Source organism: Rhizobium sp. BK196 (assembly GCF_014193255.1).
Taxonomy (GTDB): Bacteria; Pseudomonadota; Alphaproteobacteria; order Rhizobiales; family Rhizobiaceae; genus Rhizobium.
In genome coordinates, this window is record NZ_JACHZB010000003.1 from 270,688 (window position 1) to 289,475 (window position 18,788).

At 60.5% G+C, this 18,788-nt stretch carries 17 protein-coding genes; 15 read left to right on the forward strand and 2 right to left on the reverse strand.

What is annotated here, in order from left to right; all coding sequences use genetic code 11:
• Nucleotides 1-244: 244 nt before the first annotated feature.
• The 8 genes from cml to ubiA all read left to right on the forward strand — a co-directional run bounded on the left by cml (nucleotide 245) and on the right by ubiA (nucleotide 8,228).
• On the forward strand, nucleotides 245-1,432 hold the full coding sequence (cml, locus tag FHT78_RS12475; RefSeq protein ID WP_183743930.1) for a CmlA/FloR family chloramphenicol efflux MFS transporter: 1,188 nt from the start codon (nucleotides 245-247) through the stop codon (nucleotides 1,430-1,432).
• 105 nt (nucleotides 1,433-1,537) lie between these two features.
• Nucleotides 1,538-1,906 carry an antibiotic biosynthesis monooxygenase gene (locus FHT78_RS12480; RefSeq protein ID WP_183743932.1) on the forward strand — a complete coding sequence of 123 codons (369 nt, stop codon included), beginning with the start codon at nucleotides 1,538-1,540 and terminating at the stop codon, nucleotides 1,904-1,906.
• Nucleotides 1,896-2,849 (forward strand): agmatinase, encoded by a 954-nt coding sequence (speB, locus tag FHT78_RS12485; RefSeq protein ID WP_183743935.1) that lies wholly within the window; start codon nucleotides 1,896-1,898, stop codon nucleotides 2,847-2,849. Before FHT78_RS12480 ends, speB begins: the two co-directional genes overlap by 11 nt.
• Before the next feature lie 80 nt (nucleotides 2,850-2,929).
• Entirely contained in the window at nucleotides 2,930-3,853 is a 924-nt protein-coding gene (argC, locus tag FHT78_RS12490) for an N-acetyl-gamma-glutamyl-phosphate reductase (protein ID WP_183743938.1), read from the forward strand.
• A gap of 118 nt (nucleotides 3,854-3,971) precedes the next feature.
• Nucleotides 3,972-4,736: a hypothetical protein gene (locus tag FHT78_RS12495; RefSeq protein WP_183743941.1), complete on the forward strand. Its 765-nt coding sequence runs from the start codon at nucleotides 3,972-3,974 to the stop codon at nucleotides 4,734-4,736.
• A gap of 219 nt (nucleotides 4,737-4,955) precedes the next feature.
• Nucleotides 4,956-6,776, forward strand: coding sequence for an ABC transporter ATP-binding protein (locus FHT78_RS12500; protein WP_183743944.1), 1,821 nt, complete (start codon nucleotides 4,956-4,958; stop codon nucleotides 6,774-6,776).
• A gap of 98 nt (nucleotides 6,777-6,874) precedes the next feature.
• The gene (locus FHT78_RS12505) at nucleotides 6,875-7,228 is read left to right on the forward strand and encodes a VOC family protein (RefSeq protein ID WP_183743947.1); all 354 of its coding nucleotides are present in this window, start codon (nucleotides 6,875-6,877) and stop codon (nucleotides 7,226-7,228) included.
• Between the two features lie 106 nt (nucleotides 7,229-7,334).
• On the forward strand, nucleotides 7,335-8,228 hold the full coding sequence (ubiA, locus tag FHT78_RS12510; protein ID WP_183743949.1) for a 4-hydroxybenzoate octaprenyltransferase: 894 nt from the start codon (nucleotides 7,335-7,337) through the stop codon (nucleotides 8,226-8,228).
• Between the two features lie 334 nt (nucleotides 8,229-8,562).
• On the opposite strand, the gene FHT78_RS12515 is transcribed toward ubiA, so the two are convergent.
• Entirely contained in the window at nucleotides 8,563-9,666 is a 1,104-nt protein-coding gene (locus FHT78_RS12515; protein ID WP_183743952.1) for a COX15/CtaA family protein, read from the reverse strand.
• Between the two features lie 115 nt (nucleotides 9,667-9,781).
• Here FHT78_RS12515 and FHT78_RS12520 point away from each other — a divergent pair, with 115 nt between their 5' ends.
• Together FHT78_RS12520 and FHT78_RS12525 are read left to right on the forward strand one after the other, a co-directional pair.
• A complete protein-coding gene (locus tag FHT78_RS12520; protein WP_029616260.1) occupies nucleotides 9,782-9,991 on the forward strand; it encodes a DUF2842 domain-containing protein in 210 nt (69 codons plus the stop codon).
• A gap of 122 nt (nucleotides 9,992-10,113) precedes the next feature.
• Nucleotides 10,114-11,349 (forward strand): GNAT family N-acetyltransferase, encoded by a 1,236-nt coding sequence (locus FHT78_RS12525; protein ID WP_183743963.1) that lies wholly within the window; start codon nucleotides 10,114-10,116, stop codon nucleotides 11,347-11,349.
• A gap of 65 nt (nucleotides 11,350-11,414) precedes the next feature.
• Here the strand turns inward: FHT78_RS12525 and FHT78_RS12530 are convergent, their stop codons facing one another.
• Nucleotides 11,415-13,580 carry a Wzz/FepE/Etk N-terminal domain-containing protein gene (locus FHT78_RS12530; protein WP_183743965.1) on the reverse strand — a complete coding sequence of 722 codons (2,166 nt, stop codon included), beginning with the start codon at nucleotides 13,578-13,580 and terminating at the stop codon, nucleotides 11,415-11,417.
• A gap of 187 nt (nucleotides 13,581-13,767) precedes the next feature.
• Here FHT78_RS12530 and FHT78_RS12535 point away from each other — a divergent pair, with 187 nt between their 5' ends.
• The 5 genes from FHT78_RS12535 to FHT78_RS12555 are packed head-to-tail and all read left to right on the forward strand — an operon-like array spanning nucleotide 13,768 to nucleotide 18,695.
• Entirely contained in the window at nucleotides 13,768-14,343 is a 576-nt protein-coding gene (locus FHT78_RS12535) for a polysaccharide biosynthesis/export family protein (protein ID WP_183743967.1), read from the forward strand.
• A 3-nt stretch (nucleotides 14,344-14,346) separates the two neighbouring features.
• Complete coding sequence (locus FHT78_RS12540) at nucleotides 14,347-15,516, forward strand: glycosyltransferase (protein WP_183743969.1); 1,170 nt, start codon at nucleotides 14,347-14,349, stop codon at nucleotides 15,514-15,516.
• A 55-nt stretch (nucleotides 15,517-15,571) separates the two neighbouring features.
• On the forward strand, nucleotides 15,572-17,134 hold the full coding sequence (locus FHT78_RS12545; RefSeq protein WP_183743981.1) for an undecaprenyl-phosphate glucose phosphotransferase: 1,563 nt from the start codon (nucleotides 15,572-15,574) through the stop codon (nucleotides 17,132-17,134).
• Nucleotides 17,131-18,405: an O-antigen ligase family protein gene (locus tag FHT78_RS12550; protein ID WP_183743985.1), complete on the forward strand. Its 1,275-nt coding sequence runs from the start codon at nucleotides 17,131-17,133 to the stop codon at nucleotides 18,403-18,405. Before FHT78_RS12545 ends, FHT78_RS12550 begins: the two co-directional genes overlap by 4 nt.
• Nucleotides 18,402-18,695 (forward strand): helix-turn-helix domain-containing protein, encoded by a 294-nt coding sequence (locus tag FHT78_RS12555; RefSeq protein ID WP_183743988.1) that lies wholly within the window; start codon nucleotides 18,402-18,404, stop codon nucleotides 18,693-18,695. The genes FHT78_RS12550 and FHT78_RS12555 overlap by 4 nt, the downstream gene beginning before the upstream one ends.
• The last annotated feature ends 93 nt before the right edge of the window (nucleotides 18,696-18,788 follow it).

The following is an 18,788-nucleotide window of genomic DNA, read 5'->3' on the forward strand; positions in this document are numbered from 1 at the left end:
TCTTGGAAGCGGTTTGCGAAGTCAACGCGCCACATTCACCTATTGCCGCCGGTACTGCTGGCTGCTAAGGCCACGTCGTGTTTCAGACCGGACAAGACAGGACCTGACATGGGAGCCACCCCGTCCGCAGACAGATAGGCCGCAGCAACCTTTTGAAGTTGTTGCGGCATCTGTCCAATCGATCCAGACTGCGATGAGAAGGCAGATTGCCGCCCGATGAACTCATTCGAGCGGATGAATACCTATGCCTTCCCAAAACAGGAACTGGACTTGCTCCTTGCCGGCAGCGCTGCTGCTTCTGGCGCCCTTCGATATCCTGGCCTCGCTTGCCATGGACATCTACCTCCCCGTCGTTCCGACGATGCCCGAAGCACTCGGCACATCGGCGACGGTCGTTCAACTGACCCTCAGTCTCTACATGCTCATCCTCGGCGCCGGACAGATGCTCTTCGGACCCCTGTCGGACCGGATCGGCCGGCGCCCGGTGCTGCTTGGTGGCGCGCTACTGTTTGCGATCTCTTCGCTTGTGCTCGCAGCCACTTCGTCGGCCGCACTGTTCGTCGTGCTGCGTCTGCTTCAGGCGGTCGGGGCGTCGGCGGCCCTTGTGGCGACCTTCGCAACGGTGCGCGATGTCTATGCCGCGAGGCCGGAAGGCGCCGTCATCTACAGCCTGCTTGGCGCGATCCTCTCCTTCGTGCCGGCGCTCGGACCGATCGCCGGCGCCGTGATTGCCGATCATGCCGGGTGGCGCGCCATCTTCCTGCTGCTCGGCGGACTGATGCTTGCGGCCATCTTCAATGCCCTGAAGGGTTGGCACGAAACGATGCCTGCGGCATCAGTCGCGGCAACGATCAGCATCCGTTCAATCCTGACGAATGCGCATTTCTGGACCTACACGACGGGCTTCAGCGCGGCGATGGGCGCCTTCTTCGTGTTCTTTTCCACTGCACCTCGCGTGCTGATCGACCATGCCGGCTTTTCGGGTCTCGCATTCAGCCTTTCCTTCGCCACGGCGGCAGCGGTGATGATCCTATCCGCACGCTTCGCCGGCCGCTTCGTCGCACGGTGGGGAATGGCCAGCAGCCTTGCCCGCGGCATGGGCCTGCTTCTTGTCGGCGCGTTGTTCCTCGGCCTCGGCGAAGTGTTGCTTGCTCCCTCATTCGCCAGCTTCGTCCTGCCGATGTGGGTGATCGCCGTCGGCATCGTGCTCACGACCGCGGTTACGGCAAACGGGGCGCTGGCGGCCTTTGGCCAAACAGCCGGAACGGCAGTCGCACTGTACTTCTGTGTCGAGAGCCTGATCGTCGGCTGCATCGGCACGCTCTTCGTGCTGCTGTTGGATGGCAATACCGCATGGCCACTCGCCGGCTATTGCACGGTAATGGGTATTATCACCCTGTTTACTCTATGGCGCATCCGCGCTCGCGGCTGATGCCAAAAGGCGGCGGAGAAGATCCGCTGCCCGGCTTGAAATGTGATTCCTTGAAATCTGCAGGAAGCTTGCCTACCCCTTCCTGCAGAGACAAGGAATCCGACTATGCCCTCTGCCAAACCCTCACCCTTCGCCGCCACTCCCGAGCCACCCTATTACGTCGTGACCTTCTCGTCCGTTCGTACCGAGGGCGACAATGGCTATGGCGCAATGGCAGACCGGATGGCCGAGCTCGCGCTGCAGCAGCCGGGCTGTCTGGGGGCCGAAAGCGCGCGGGATGCCGATGGCTTCGGCATCATCAATTCCTACTGGGCTGACGAGGAAAGCCTGAAGGCCTGGAAGCAGGTCGCGAGCCACCTCGCCGCCCAGCGCCTCGGTCGTGAGCGCTGGTACAAGCAATATAAGGTTCGCATTGCGCGGGTAGAACGCGCTTACGAATTTATCGCAGAGGAAGGAGCCTCCCATGGCGAATAAGACCATCGACCATGCCTTCACGGCACAGAGCCTGACATCGGCTGCCTCCGATCCGACCTTTGCCGGCGCGCTTTCCTTCATGCGCCGCCGCTTCACCAAGGATCTGACAGGAGCCGATGCCGTCGTCTGGGGCATTCCCTTCGATGCCGCAACCTCCAACCGGCCGGGCACGCGTTTCGGGCCGCAGGCGATCCGCCGGGCGTCGGCGATCTTCGACAACGATCCGCAATATCCGTTTCAGCGCGATCTCTTCGCCGAAATGGCCGTCATCGACTACGGCGACTGCCTGCTCGACTACGGCAATCATCAGGATACGCCTGCAGCCATAGAGCGGCAGGCGAGCGCCATTCTCGACAGCGGCGCCTTCCTGCTCACCCTCGGCGGCGATCATTACGTCACCTGGCCGCTGCTGAAGGCGCATGTCGATCGCCACGGCCCGCTGGCGCTCGTGCAGTTCGACGCGCATCAGGACACGTGGCTGGACGACGAGCGCCGTATCGACCACGGCTCCTTCGTCGCCCGTGCGGCCCGCGCCGGCCTCATCGATCCTGACCGCTCGATCCAGATCGGCATCCGTACGCATGCGCCAGAAGATTTCGGCATCCACCTGGTTTACGGCCATCAAGTTGAAGAGATGAGCGCATCGGATATCGCGTCGATGATCATTTCGCACACGAAGGGTTCGCCCGCCTATCTAACCTTCGATATCGACTGCCTGGACCCGGCCTTTGCGCCCGGCACCGGCACGCCTGTTGCCGGCGGCCCGTCCAGCGCGAAGATCCTCTCCGTGCTGCAGCGGCTGAAACAGCTCGATATCCGCGGCGCCGACGTCGTCGAAGTCTCTCCGCCCTATGACCATGCCGATATCACCGCCATTGCAGGGGCGACGGTCGCAATGTATATGCTGGGCCTCCACGCCGAACGGCGCGCGACGGTGGGATAACCGCTGTTATCAAATTGATTCAACTTCATGGCAAATTGATTCCGGAAACAATCCGAACCCAGTGAAAGTGCAGGATAATCATGGCAGCAAAGATCTTCATCGATGGCGAGGCTGGAACGACGGGTCTGCAGATCCGCGAGCGTCTGGCGGAGCGCCGCGATCTTGAGCTGCTGTCGATCCCGACCGAAAGCCGCAAGGACAAGGCGGTGCGTGGTGCCTTGCTCAACGAGGCCGATATTGCCATCCTCTGCCTGCCTGACGACGCCGCCAAGGAAAGCGTCAGCCTGATCGAGAACGACCGGACGAAGGTGATCGACGCTTCGACCGCGCATCGCGTCGCCGAAGGCTGGGCCTATGGCTTCCCGGAAATGAGCAAGGAGCAGGCTGCTATCATCGCCTCGGCCAAGCGTGTCGCCAATCCCGGCTGCTGGCCGCAAGGCCCGATCGCCACGCTGCGCCCGCTGATCGAAGCCGGCCTCATACCGGCCGATTTTCCGGTCACGGTCAACGGCATTTCCGGTTATACTGGCGGCGGCCGTACGATGATCGAGGATTACGTCGCCAAGGGCGAGGATGCGCCCAAATACATGCCCTATGGCCTGAGCTTCAAGCACAAGCACCTTCCCGAACTGCAACGCTATGCCAAGCTCGGACGCGTACCGTTCTTTCAGCCGGTCGTCGGCAATTTCGCGCAGGGCATGGTGGTCACCGTTCCGCTGCAGCTGTCGCATCTGCCCAAAGTGCCGAAAGGTGCTGACCTGCATGCCGCTATCGCCGACTATTATGCCGGCATCAAGGGTTTCGTGGTGGTCGCCCCCTTGGAGGCGTCGGAGCGCACGCCGGAACTCAACCCGGAAATCTACAACAATACCAATCGCATGCGCCTGCACGTTTTTGCCAATGACGACATCGCGCAGGCGCTGCTTGTCGCCGTCTACGACAATCTCGGCAAGGGCGCCTCGGGTGCCGCTGTGCAGAACATGGATTTGATGCTGGGCGTGTAACGCCCGGCAATTGCCTGATGTCTTGCGGCATGCCTGTCTTCAACACTGTTCTTCGCTAGCCCCGATACGATTGCCCGCCTGTTGTGAAAGCCGTACACTCCCTTCCGGGGGGAGACAAATGGCGTCGGTTCTGATCGGCATTGCCATTATTGGAGGCACGACCGCAACAGTGCTTGCGGCCTATTACTTCATGTATCTGCTCATGGGCGGTGACCCGGGCGGGCGCGACAGGGAGCTGGCGAGTTCAGTCATTACCCGCATCGCCAGCCTGCATGCCCTCATTCTTGCCCTCGTTTTCGCGCAGGAGATGATCGAATACCAGGCGCTGCGGACGGAAAGCGCAGTGGAAAGCAATGCGGTCGGCGATGTCTTCTATGATGCCGAGCGCTATGGGCCGGAAGCGCAGGCGCCAATCCAGAAGGCGCTGAAAGACTATGTCCGCATCGTCATCGAGCAGGAATGGAACGAGCTCGGGCGCACCGGCGAGCTCTCTTCGGCGGCCTGGGATCAATGGAACATCGCTTATCTGAAAATTCTCGAACTGGCTCCCGTCAACGCCAAGCAGGAGAGCCTGCGCAGCCACATGCTCGAGGAAATCCATATGATCTCGGAATCCCGTGACCGGCGGGAAAACAGCGGCACCGACTCTATCAGCCTGATCTTCTGGTTTGCCGCGGTTTCGGGTGTGATCTTCACCGCCATCGGCTACTACCCTTACGCACCCGACAGCCGAAACCTGCTGCTGCTATCGATCTTCGGCATCTTTACCGGCATCATCCTCTTCTTCATTTACGCCTTCTCCAATCCCTACAGCCCGCCCGCCACGTTGTTTCCGACGGCTTTCGAGCGCTTGCAGGAGGAAATCAGCGGGCCGGATCCGTAAGGGGAATGCTCCGAAGACCAGACCTGAGCCTATCGGCCATCATACGTCATAGCAAAAGACTATCGCCTTTCGCGGCGTTTTGCGGTAAAAGCGCCATGCTACCAGCAAGGCCGTGCTGCTCGAAAGGCACAGCCCCTGTTCCACGCCGATGGGAGGCACTGATGAAAACGATCCTGAGCAACCAGAAAAACAAGATCAACACTCAGGATATTCGTGTTCATGTCCAGTTTGCTTTCACGCGCGAGGAAAAACCCGCCGCATCTTAACCGTAGCACCCCAACAGCATCGCAATCCTACAACAGGCGCCAATTGCGCCTGCGCAAATTCTTGTCCTATTTCCGGCCGCATCTCCCGCTGCTTATGGCCGATATTGCCTGCGCCATCGTCGTCGCCGCCGCCGCGGTAGCCTTGCCTCTCTGCGCCAACATCATCATGCGTCATCTCATAGCGCTCACCGATACGGCTTCGGCTTATTGGCAGATCCTCGGCATGGGCGGCGTCATGCTAGCCATCGTGGCGATCGAGACCGCGGCCATCTTCTTCGTCGATTATCGCGGCCACATGATGGGCGCGCATATCGAGGCGCATATCCGACAGGAACTGTTCGACCACTGCCAGAAGCTCTCCTTCGGCTTCTACGACCGGCACCGCACCGGCCAGTTGATGAGCCGTATCGTCGGCGATTCCTTCTGGCTCGGCGAACTTTTCCATCACGGGCCGGAAGACCTGCTGATCGCCGTTCTCAAATATAGCGGGGCGATGGCAGTCCTGTTCTTCATCGATCCGCAGCTTGCCCTTCTGATCCTCCTGCTGACACCTTTTGCCGTGACTTATGCGCTGCATTTCAACCGGCGCATGAGTCGCGCCCTCGAAGCGAGCAAACAGGAGATCGCCGCCGTCAACGAAAGGGTCGAGGATGCCTTGGCCGGCATCCGTGTCGTCCAATCGTTCGCCAACGAGGATCTGGAGCGGAAGCGCTTTGCTGTCCTGAACAGGCGTTTCCTTCGGAGCCGCGCTGATGGCTACCGCAGCGAAGCCTGGTTCTCCGCCGGCGCCGAGACTTTCGCCCAGATCATCACGCTTCTGGTCGTCATCCTCGGCGGGTTGCGTATCCTTGCTGCGGAGCTCACCATTGCCGATCTCCTGACCTTCCTGCTCTGCGTCGGGGTCCTCGTCGATCCAGTCAAGCGTATGGCCAATCTCGCCCGGCTTTGGCAGGAAGGCTATACGGGTTTCGTGCGGGCGATGGAGATCCTGGAAATCGATCCTGACGTGGTGGATCGTCCCTCGGCCCGGCTAATGAGTAACCCGAAAGGAGAGATCCGGCTTTCGAACGTCGATTTCAGTTATGAGGACGGGGCGGAGGTGCTCAGCAATCTGTCGCTGACGATCCGGCCTGGTGAATTCGTCGCGCTCGTCGGCCCGTCCGGTGTGGGCAAAAGCACGCTCTGCGCGCTGCTTCCCCGCTTCTATGACGTCACCGGCGGTTCGATCGAAATCGATGGCACCGATATCCGCGACGTGACGCTCGCCTCGCTGCGCCGGCACCTCGGCGTGGTGCAGCAGGATGTCTATCTCTTCGCCGGGACCGTGGCGGACAACCTGCGCTACGGCCGACCGGATGCGACAGACGAAGAGGTAGAAGCCGCCGCCCGCGCCGCCCATGCCCATGATTTCATCATGGCATTGCCGCAGGGCTACCAGACCGATATCGGCCAACGCGGCGTAAAGCTGTCGGGCGGGCAGCGCCAGCGGCTAACGATCGCTCGCGCCTTCCTCAAGAACCCTGCCATCCTCATCTTCGATGAGGCGACGAGCGCGCTCGACAATGAAAGCGAGCGCGCCGTGCAGCAGGCATTCGTGACGCTTGCCAAGGGGCGAACGACACTCGTCATCGCGCATCGCCTTTCAACGATCCGACACGCCGACCGTATTCTGGTGCTTACTGGCGACGGTATCGTCGAAGAAGGCAATCATGACAAGCTGATGGAGAGCGGCGGTATCTATGCCAGCCTCTATGGACTGCAGGCGAGCATCTGAGGTCAGATGAACTACGACATGCGGAACAGTTCCCCAGACAGAGCCTGAACTGTTCCGCAGATCGACCAAGTCTTATTCTTTTCCAGGGAGGAACATCCATGACGGTGTTGCGCATCGTCCCGAATATCGCCGCCGCTTCCATTGAAGAGGTGCGCAACTTCTATGCCGAGCTGTTCGATCTCGACATCGTAATGGATCATGGCTGGATCGTCACTCTTGCATCCGACAGGCGAGCAATCGCCCAGATCGGAATCGCGACGGAGGGCGGATCGGGAACCGCAGTGCCCGACCTTTCGATCGAGGTCGACGATGTGGACGAGGTCCATCAGCGCGCTATGACGGGCGGGCACCAGATCGTCTACGGGCCGGCCGACGAGCCCTGGGGGGTGCGACGCTTCTTTATTCGCGACCCCACCGGCAAGCTGCTGAACATCCTCTCTCACGCAGGCTAATCGGCTCCGTCAGCCGCAGGGACGACCATTGCAGCGGCTGCGAAAACCTCTACTCTGCGAAATAATTGCTTTCATTGAAAATTTTCGAAAATAAGCGGATCACGCCATGAGCACGTTAGACCGCCCGGATTTGAGCGATATTCATCAGGGTGACTGGGTGGACCGGCTGTTGCCGGGCCCATGGCGACCTTATACGAGGCTCGCGCGGCTCGATCGTCCGGTCGGAATATGGCTGACGCTGTTTCCATGCTGGGCGGCGCTGTTTCAGGCCGCACATGGCCTGCCCGATATCCGGCAGCTCGCCGTCTTCACGCTCGGCGCCCTGCTGATGCGAAGCGCCGGCTCCACGATCAACGATATCGGCGACCGGAAATTTGACGGCCATGTCGAGCGAACCCGTTTTCGGCCTCTGGCGAGCGGCCAGATCGGCGTGGGTCAGGCAATGACCTTTTTGGCCATCGAGCTCACCCTGGCGGCGTCTCTTCTCTTGTTTCTGTCACCCTATACGCGGCTGGTTGCCCTATTCGTTCTGCCGCTTGTCTTCGTCTACCCGCTCTGCAAGCGCTTCACTCATTGGCCGCAAGCAGTGCTTGGCGCAGCGTTCAACTGGGGCATGCTCATGGCCTGGGCCGAAATTGGCGGCCACATTCCTGCCGGAGCCGTGCTTATGTGGGCTGGAGCTATCGCGTGGCAGATTGGCTACGATACAGTCTATGCCTATGTCGACGTGAAAGACGACAGAAGCCTCGGTCTGAAATCGACCGCGATCCTGTTCGGCCGGCATGGCAAGCTCATGATTGGCCTGTTCTACGCTTTGACGATCGCCGCATGGTCGCTCGGAGGCTGGCTGTCGGGCATGTCCCTGCCCTATGCGTTCGGAATGCTAGTCATCGTCGCGCACCTTATCTGGCAGACTTGGCGGATAGACCTTGCACGACCGGAAGTGAATTACCGCCTGTTCCTGGCAAACATCCTGACCGGGGTATTGCTGGCGGCCTAGGCCTTTGCCAGAACCTGGTGAGCCATATTGGCTCAATAAGAGCAGGGCCGATTATCACTGGGACGGAAACCACCGGCGCAAGCCGGGTTCAGGGAGGTATCCTCACCATAGTCGTAGCTCCCCGTTGATGTGCAGCCCGAAGCGATCGCGGAAAGCGTGATCAGAGCGCCGGCCATCACGAATGCGCGAAATCCTTTCATGTGAACATCCCCCTTCATAGGATCGCCCGCCAAGCTGGCAATCTAGCATGTCACGGCAAATCCATGCGAGGGCTTATCGCATTGATCCCATTCACTCTTCCGCGAGTCGGGGTAGAAGGACGCCGCTGCCCTACTCAATCGCGCTCGGCGATAATAGTGGCACGGGGATATTCGCCGTAATAGCCGCGCCAGTTGGCGACGGCGAAACCGAAGACCACCAACGCACCGGCCTGATGCAGCAGGCCCCAGTGCAGCGGCACCTCGAGCAACAGCGTAGTGATGCCGATCGCCGCCTGGATCGTGACGAGCGCGAAGAGCACCACGGCCCGGCGCGCATGGGTGGTCGAGGCGGCGGCGCGCAGTGCGATCACCATATTGATGAGCGTGATTGCAAAGAGCGTGTAGGCGCCGAGGCGATGGACGAACTGCACCGTCTTCGGGTTCTCGAAGAGGTTGATCCAGAAGGGCTGCTGGATGAAGAGATCGCCAGGCAGGACGGCGCCATCCATCAGAGGCCAGGTATTGTAGGTGAAGCCGGCATCGAGGCCGGCGACCAGTGCGCCGAGGTAGATCTGGAAGAGCGAGAAGATGGCGATCGCCGCCGCCCAGCGGTTGGAATTCTTTGTCGGGGCCAGATCGCCGGAATGCGGTGAGAGCCCGCGCATGATCCACATGCAGGAGGCGAAGATCAGGCAGGCCATGACAAGATGGGTCGCAAGCCGGTACTGGCTGACATCCGTGCGCATAGAAAGGCCGGAGGAGACCATCCACCAGCCGATGAAGCCCTGCAGGCCGCCGAGCGCCAGGATGCCTGTAAGCGGCCAGCGCAGGCGTTTCTCGATCCTGCCCGTCACCCAGAAAAAGATGAGCGGCAGCGCGAAGATCACACCGATGCCGCGTGCGATCAGCCGGTGCGCCCACTCCCACCAAAAGATGTTCTTGAATTGATCGACCGTCATGTCACTGTTCAGCTGCTGGAACTCGGGAATCCGCTGGTAGAGCTTGAATTCCTCTTCCCATTCGGCAGCATTCAGCGGCGGGATGACGCCATGGATCGGCTTCCATTCGGTGATGGATAGGCCGGAATTGGTGAGCCGCGTAGCACCCCCCACAAGCACCAGACAGAAGAGCGCCAAGAGCACGAAGCCCAGCCAGATGCGAACGGCGCGGCGATTGTTGTCCTGCCTGCGCACTTCAGTGCGGATCGCCTGCTCCGGGCTGAGGTTCGCGACGGCCATGATCTCTCCTTTTATCCGGCAGTTGATTTGCCCCACCGGCTGATGCAAAACAAGCCCCGAACCTTTGCGGCATGCCGTCGCGCCGGTTCAATCCCATTCGTTCGAAAGCTATACGATGCCCATCCGCCTTCGCAAATTCATTGGCACGATCCTGATCATCATCCTCGTGCTTTTCTATGCGATTGTGGCGAATACCATCGCAGTCGCTACACTCGGCAACGCGCCTTGGTGGGGGCATCTGCTTTACTTCGCACTGACCGGCCTGCTCTGGGTGCTGCCGGCCATGGTCATCATCAAGTGGATGGCAGGTCCGAAGCAGCAATAGTCGATTAACGGCGGAATAACCCTGATCTGCGGAAAACCCCAACCGCCGGCTGCAGTTAAACCAATTATATGTCTTTGGCGCTCTAGCTTCCCCTTCAGAAACTTCCTGACTGGAGAAGCTCCGTGCAGACGCAGAGGCACGATATTCCTGAGCAATCGTTCAACGCTGCAGCGCAAGCCGAAGCCGACATTTCGCGGCTGCGACAGCTGAGCGTGAAACTCGCCATGGCCGAACTCGAGATCGAGCTTTTCGATGCGATGGAGCCTCTCGAGGCAGAATGGCGCATGCTGGAACGCGACAATATTTCCTCGTTGCATCAGAGCTACGACTGGTGCACGGCTTGGGTGACAGCCTTCCGCCGGCCGCTCGCCATCCTGCGCGGCAGGTGCGGCGGCGATACCGCCTTCATTCTGCCGGTAGAGATCGTAAGCTTCCACGGCATGCGGATCGCCAAATTCATCGGCGCCGATCACAGCAACATCAACACCGGCCTCTTCTCACAAGACTTTGTCGAAGACAGCGGCTCGCTGGACGGGCACCAGCTTGCCGCTCGTCTTCGTACCGCACTCGCCGGCAAGGCCGACCTGCTTCTTTTACAGAATATTCCGCTGGAATGGCGTAGCCGCCGCAACATCCTTGCCGGCCTGCCGACGGTGCAGAACCAGAACCACGCCTATCAGCTGCCGCTCCTCGATACGTTCGACAAGACGCTGCAACAGTTGAACGCCAAGAGCCGGCGTAAGAAATTCCGCGCGCAGAGCCGGCGGCTGGAGGCGGTTGGCGGCTTCGACTATGTCGTGCCGGAAGCGTCCTCGGAGCAACACGAACTGCTCGACACGTTCTTCCGCCTGAAGAGCGCCCGCTTCGCTTCCCTCGGTCTGCCGGACGTCTTTGCCGATACGCAAACCAAGGCCTTCCTACACGGCCTGCTCGACAAGCGGAACGGCGGCGATTTCGGCCTGCAGATGCGCGCCCTGCGCCTGAAGGGCGATTATGAGGGACGCATTGCCGCGCTGTCGGGAATTTCCCGCAAGGGCGACCACGTCATCTGCCAGTTCGGCGCGATCGACGAGGATCTGGCTGTCGATATGAGCCCCGGCGAATTCCTCTTCTGGCAAATGATATCGAGCCTGCACGGCAAGGGAGTGGCACTCTTCGATTTCGGCCTAGGCGATCAGACCTATAAGCGCTCCTGGGCACCGGTCGAAACCGACCATTACGATATGGTTCTGCCGATCTCCGGCATCGGCATCGCAGCCGGCACGGTGCACCGGGCGATCACCCGTGGCAAGGCCTTCATCAAGGCCCGCCCCGGTCTTTACAAATTCGCCCAGAACATCCGGGCGAAGGTCGGGTAAGCATGTCACGCAAAAGTGTGCAGCGGTTTTGCGACAATGACATGCGTAAAACAAAGATTTAAAGATCAGGCGGCGTGACGTGCGGGGCTGCGCATGACAGCCTCCTCGCCGCCCGACATCAGGACGACGCGTTCGTAGCCGGCGCTCTGGAAATCCTGCATCAGACCAACGAAAGCAGCCTCATCGATTTCGGGGAGCGACAGGACGATCTCGATTTCCTTGCTGCGCGTCAGCCGCGAAACCCCGGCGACATCGGCCGCACCGCATTCGACAATGACAATATCATAGGCCGAAGTCAGCGCATCGAGCAGCAGCGAAAGCCTGTCGACGCCCCGCATGGCCTGGCGCACATCGCTCACACCTTGCGGGATCAGATGCGCATCGGACATCCGGTCGCCATGGATCGTCTCGCCGAAGGCTGCCTCGCCGCAGAGAAGATCGGTAACGCCCAGCGCTTCGGGATTCTCCGCCATCAGTTCGCTCGGATAACCGCTGCCGGTCATGTCGATCAGGATCACGCGGCGTCCGGTATCGGCGAGCACACGCGCCAGGGCAACGGTTGCGGCTGAGCCATTGTCACCGCTTGGAGATATTGAAACGGCAAGCGGAGCGCGGCAATCGGTCAGATAACTCGCGACGGACGAAACGGAGAAGTCGTTGTCGTCAGCAGGCGTCTCCTCTATCGGCGCGGCTTTCGGCTCCTCCTCATCATCCACGACGGCAGTCAGCATGCTCGGCTTGGCGAGTTTCGAAGCGAGAGCGGGCGCTGCTTCGCCCTGCCCTTCCTCCTCGACCATCTCCTCTATATTCGTGGCCTCGACATTGGTGGCCCCGACAGGGCGCAGCGCACGACCGCTGAAGAGTTCGGAGAGCATGATGACGATCGCGCTCATGATGAGCGTCGCGACGGCAGCGACCACGACGATCGGCACGACTTTCGGGAAATAAGGATCGACCTGCTCGATCGCCTTCGAAACAATGCGCGCGTCCGCCGGGCTGGAATTGCGATCGGCACGGGAAGCAGCCTCGCGGTAACGAACGAGGTAAGTTTCGAGCAGCTGGCGCTGCGCATTCGCCTCCCGCTCCAGCGCGTTGAGACCCACTGCGTCCTCGCCCGCCCTGGCGCTGTTGGCTTGCAGCATATCGGACTGCTGCTCCAGCTCCTTGGCGCGCAGATCGGCGACCTTCGTTTCGTTCTCGATGCTGGCGAGAATCTTCTGTGTTTCCTGGCGGATCTGCGTACGTATATCGGCAAGCTGGGCACGCAGGCTCTTCAGCCGCGGATGATTGTTGAGCAGGCTCGTCTGCAGGTCCGATATCTGCGACTGCAGGCCGGATTCGGTTGCCTTCAGCCGCTGGATCGACTGCGACGACATGATATCACCAAGCGTATCGGAGGCTTCGCCTGAGGACAGCGCATTGCGCACGGCCTGCGCCCTCGCCTCGGCATTCGCCCTGTCGGTGCGCACGCGGGTCAGCTCGACGGAGATATCGTTGAGCTGCTGGGCCGTAAAGGTCGTGGTGCCGTTGGTCTGCAGCAGACCATGGGTGGTGCGGTAATCGGCGACCTTCTTCTCGGCCTCGCTCACCTTCTGGCGCAGGCTTTCGATCTCCGGCTCGAGCCAGCGGGTGGCCTCCGTGTTGGAAGCGAGTTTGGCGCCGCTCTGGATTGCCAGATAGACCTGCGCCATGGCGTTCGGAATGCTGGCGGCGAGCTTCGGATCCTTGGAAGTAAAGGTGATACCGATGACGCGCGAGCCCGGCACTTGATAGACTTGCAGGCGCTGAGTGAAGGCGTCGATGACACGCTCTTCCGGCGGATTTTCCAGTGGGTTTTTCTTCAGGTGCAGCGCCACGAGAATATCACCGAGCGCGGACCCATTCGCAGCCGCATCGAATTCTGGCAGATTATAGAGCTTCAGATTGTTGATGACCTGCTTGATGAGGTCCGCCGACTGCAGGATCTGCACCTGGCTCGAGATATTCAACTCGTCGAGCAGTGGTCCGGCACTGGCGTCGTTCGTTTGTGTACTGGCGAATGCGGGAGCGCGCGGCTCGATGAGGAGGCGCGTCTCGCTGCGATATTGCGGCGAAACTATCTTGGCGCCGGCAAAAGCGACAGCCGCACCCAATGCGGTGATCGTCAATATTCTCAGTCGGCGGGCCCAGACCGCGCGCGCAAGCTGGCCGAGGTCGATGTCCACATCCTGATCACTCGCTACGCGGGACATACTTGTTACTCCAATACGAACTGCCGCAAGCGTAAACGACCATGGTAACTCAACGGTTAATGGCAATTCCCTCGCAAACGAGGTGCATTTGACAAAAGGATTTGCGGAAATCGGCTGATTTTTACCGGGCATTAACCCTAATAGATCGATAACGGCTCGACCGAATTATCTTCCTGTGAGCAAGCGGATGCCCTTCGTCCAGCCCAAGACCTTAATGGCTATGAGCCTCGCCGCCATGATGGCTGCATTGGGCGGCTGCACCACCTATCGGCCAGCACCGAAGGCCTTCAACCAGGCGACGATCCAGCCCTATTCGCTCGATAGTGGCGACCGCCTGCGCATCACCGTCTTCGACCAGCCGACGCTGACCAATACCTATACGGTGGATCAGGCGGGCTATATCGCATTCCCCCTTATCGGCCAGGTCCCTGCCCGCGGCCGCACCTTGCAGCAGCTTTCCGGCCAGATCGCGCAGAAGCTGCAGCAAGGGTATCTTCGGGATCCCGATGTCACGATCGATGTCGACCGCTATCGCTCCGTCTACATCATGGGCGAGGTCGGCCAGCCCGGCCAATATGCCTATGTCCCCGGCATGACCGTGCAGAACGCCATCGCAGTTGCCGGCGGCTTCACCAGCCGCGCCAACCAGAGCATGGTCGACGTCACGCGCAAGATCAACGGACAGGTGCTGACCGGCCGCGTCAATATTTCCGGCCCGATCATCGCCGGTGACACGATCTATGTTCGTGAACGGCTCTTCTAGCCGATGGCAGAGCAGAGGCCCCTCCGCATTCTTCACTGCTTCCGGTCGCCGGTCGGCGGAATTTTCCGCCATGTTCGCGACCTGGTGGAGGAGCACAGCCGGGCGGGCCACGAAATCGGCATCATCTGCGACAGCTCGACCGGCGGCGAATATGAAGATCGTCTCTTCGACGATATCCGTCCTTTTCTTTCACTCGGACTGACGCGCATTCCGATCCGGCGCTCCATCAGTCCGGCTGATGCCAAAGTACTCTGGAATACATTCAAGGAAATCAGGAGCTTGCGGCCGGATGTGCTGCATGGGCACGGCGCCAAGGGCGGTGTGCTTGCGCGGCTTGCCGGCTCAGCCCTGCGGGTCAACAGGTATCGCGTAGCCCGCCTCTATACCGCCCATGGCGGAAGCCTGCATTATTCCCGCGCCTCCATGCTCGGCCAGTTCGTGCTGCGCATGGAGCGGCTGCAGGAATATTTTACCGATGCGCTGGTCTTCATCTGTGAATACGAGCGACAAACCTATGCGACCAAGGTGGGCCGGCCCCGGGTCACGAACCGGCTGATCTATAACGGCATCGGGGCGCGGGATTTTTCCGATATTCCGACCCGCTCCGATGCCGTGCATTTCATCTATGTCGGCATGCTGCGCGACCTGAAGGGTCCCGATATCTTCATCGATGCGTTCGCCAAGACCGAGCGCCTGCTCGGTCGGCCGCTTTCGGCACTGATGATCGGTGACGGACCCGAACGCGACCGCTATCGCGAGATGATGGTGGAGCGCGGTCTCGGCAAACGGATCGGCATGCTGCCGGCCATGCGCGTGAAGGATGCCTTCTCCATGGCGCAGAACCTCGTCGTTCCCTCCCGCGCCGAAGCCATGCCCTATATCGTGCTGGAAGGGCTCGGCGCCGGAAAGACCGTCATCGCCTCGCGCGTTGGCGGCATTCCGGAGGTGCTCGGGGCGGACAGTCCCGCACTGGTGACACCGGGAGATTCCGATGATCTGGCGCGGGTGATGGCGGAAGCGCTTACGGTGCCCGGCTGGCACGAAAAGGTCATGCCCTCTCCTGATGCGGTCAAATCGATCTTTTCCGCGTCGGTCATGGCAGGCGAAGTGCTGAAACTCTACGGCGAACTCGTCAATCCCGCTGCGGCACAGGCGATCCCGGCCGCCTCGTAAATGTTTCTTAGGGGCTTTCTGTTATCCCGCTCACATCAACGAGCGATGAAGCCCCATGAACAAGCTGGAAAAGAGCGGACAGTTCGACGTGGAAGCCCTGCGCAAGCAGGTCTCTGATACAGAGACGCGCAGCGGTGCCTCCACGCATGCAGCCGGCGAGACGCCTGGTATCAATCCCTATGCCCGCCAGATCGCCGAGCAGTTTCGTGACGGAACCTATTCGCCTGTCATCATCATCGGCCAGTTGCGGTTGCTGGAATTCCTGACACAGCTCGTCATCGGCCTTGCCGCCTTCTATTTCGCACCTGGCGACGGCAGCGACAGCATCCTGATGCGGGCCGTCATGGCGGCGATCGTTTCGGCATTGACCGTGGTAGCGCTTCAGCTTGCAGATACCTATTCCATTCCGGCTCTCAGAGCCCGCGTGCGGTATCTGCCGCGTGCCTTCGCAGCATTCGCCATCGTCTTCGTGCTGACAACAGGTGCTTTCTCGCTCCTGCGCGGTGTCAGCGCCGCGACCGCGCAATCCTACGCCATCTGGTTTGTTGCAGGCGCGCTCTTCCTCGTAATCGACCGCTTCCTCGTGGCGCAGGGCGTTCGCCGCTGGGCGCGCAACGGCATCATGGAGCGCCGCGCCGTCATTGTCGGCGGCGGCGAGCCGGCCAAGGAACTGATCCGTATGCTGGAGCAGCAGGCGGATAACGACATCCGCATCTGCGGTATCTTCGACGACCGCGGCGAAAAGCGCTCGCCGATCATGGTCGCGGGCTATCCGAAGCTCGGCACGGTCAGCGAACTCGTGGAATTCGTTCGCATAACCCGGATCGACATGCTGATCATCGCGCTGCCGCTGTCTGCCGAGGCGCGTATCTTCGGACTTTTGAAAAAACTCTGGGTGCTACCGGTCGACATTCGCCTCGCCGCACATGCCAATCGACTGCGTTTCCGCCCGCGCGCCTATTCTCATGTCGGCGCGGTGCCGATGCTCGACATCTTCAAGAAGCCAATCCGCGACTGGGATTCCGTCGCCAAACGCGCTTTCGATATCTTCTTCACCATCGTCGCGCTCTGCTTGCTCTGGCCCATCATGGTGGCGACAGCGATTGCAGTGAAGGCGACTTCGGAAGGACCTGTTTTCTTCATGCAGAAGCGCCATGGCTTCAACAATGAAGTCATCAATGTCTTCAAGTTCCGCTCAATGTACGCCAACATGGGCGATCCGACGGCAAAGGCCGCCGTCACCAAGGGCGATCCACGCGTCACCCGTGTCGGCCGCTTCATCCGTAAGACCTCGATCGACGAACTGCCGCAGCTTTTCAACGTACTGAAAGGCGAACTTTCGCTGGTAGGCCCGCGTCCACACGCCGTGCTTGCCCAGGCGCACGACCGCGCTTTCGCCGATATCGTCGATGGCTATTTTGCGCGCCACCGCGTCAAGCCCGGCGTTACCGGCTGGGCTCAGATCAATGGCTGGCGTGGCGAAGTGGACAATGACGACAAAATCAAGTTCCGCACGGCCTACGACCTCTATTACATCGAAAACTGGTCGCTCTGGTTCGACCTCAAGATCCTGTTCCTGACACCCGTCCGGCTGCTCAACACGGAAAACGCCTATTGAGCGCGATCGACGCCTCCCCTGCGCGCGTGGCGCAGCCGCAAAGGCTGACGCTGCGGCTCATCGGTTCGGCAGCGGTCGCCTTCGGTGTCGTTCTCTCGGGCTTCGTCATTGACGAGCCGGCGCCCTACGAGCTCTGGATGGCGGGGCTGATCGGTCTCTGGTTCATTCTCGGCCTGAAGATCTCCCGCACCACCGCTCCGCTTCTGGCGCTGCTGCTCACCTTCAATATTGGCGGCATGTTATCGCTCACCCAGATGCGGGACCTGGCGACCGGCCCGATGTATGTTGCCGTCTCCACCTTCCTTGCGCTGACCTCGATCTTCTATGCCGCGATCATCGAGGACAGCCACAAGCGGCTGCCGCTGATCTTCAATGCCTGGAGCTTTGCGGCTGTTATCACTTCTCTGCTCGGCATTCTCGGCTATTTCCACGCCTTTCCGGGGTCGCAAGTTTTCACACTTTACGACCGCGCCAAGGGCGCCTTTCAGGATCCGAACGTTTTCGGTCCCTTTCTCGTGCCGCCGGCGCTTTACCTCGTCCACAGCATTCTCGCCGGGAATCTCAGAACATCGCCGTTCAAGGCCGGAGCGCTGCTCATCCTGGCGCTCGGCATCTTCCTCTCCTTCTCGCGTGCGGCCTGGGGTCTTTTCGCCGTCACCGTGTTGATACTGATCTTCATCATGCTGCTGAAGGAGCGCAGCGGCGCCTTCCGGCTCAGAGTGCTGATCCTGTCACTTGGCGCCATCATCCTGATGGCGGCCTCGCTACTGATTGCTCTGCAGGTTCCTAAGGTCAGCGAGCTTTTCTCTGCGCGCGCGCAGCTCGTGCAGCAATATGATGGTGAGCACCTCGGCCGTTTTGACCGCCACCGCATCGGCTTCCAGATGATGATGGAACGGCCACTCGGTATCGGGCCGCTTGTCTTCGGCACTATGTTTCCGGAGGACGAGCACAATATCTGGCTGAAGTCGCTGACCACTTATGGCTGGCTGGGTTTCGTCAGCTATGTCGGCCTGCTGTGCTGGACGCTCACTCTCGGCTTCCGCAGCATATTACTCGACCGGCCATGGCAGCCTTTCCTCATGGTCGCATGGATCTCAGTTCTAGGCCACGCGGCGATCGGAAACGTCATCGACATCGACCACTGGCGCCACGTTTACCTGTTGTTCGGCATAGTCTGGGGCTGTGCCGCACTGGAAGCTCGTCATAAGCGCTCGAGCCGTTCACAAACACTTGAGAAGTTCGGCAAAGGCGCTAGATTTCCGGCATGATTACAGGAGCACAGATACGCGGCGCGCGCGCCATGATCGGCATGAGCATCGAGGACCTCGCGGCTCATGCAGGACTTTCCGTTGAAACGGTTACTGCGCTGGAAAACGGCGAATGGGCGGGCGAGACCCGCGCCATGATCGATGTGCGCAACACGCTGGAGGCCTACGGCATCATCTTCATCGCCAGTGGCAATCAGGATGAGGGCGGCCCTGGCATACGTCTGCGCACCCGCAGTTCCACCGATGACGGCATCCGGCCCGAAAACCTCAACGCAGCCAACGACGACTGACGCAACCAAGCGCCGTCGCCGCGGTCGTCGGCTTGGTGCCTACATCTATCACGAGGAGAGCAAGCCTCGGGGCATCGAGATGAACTTCGGCAA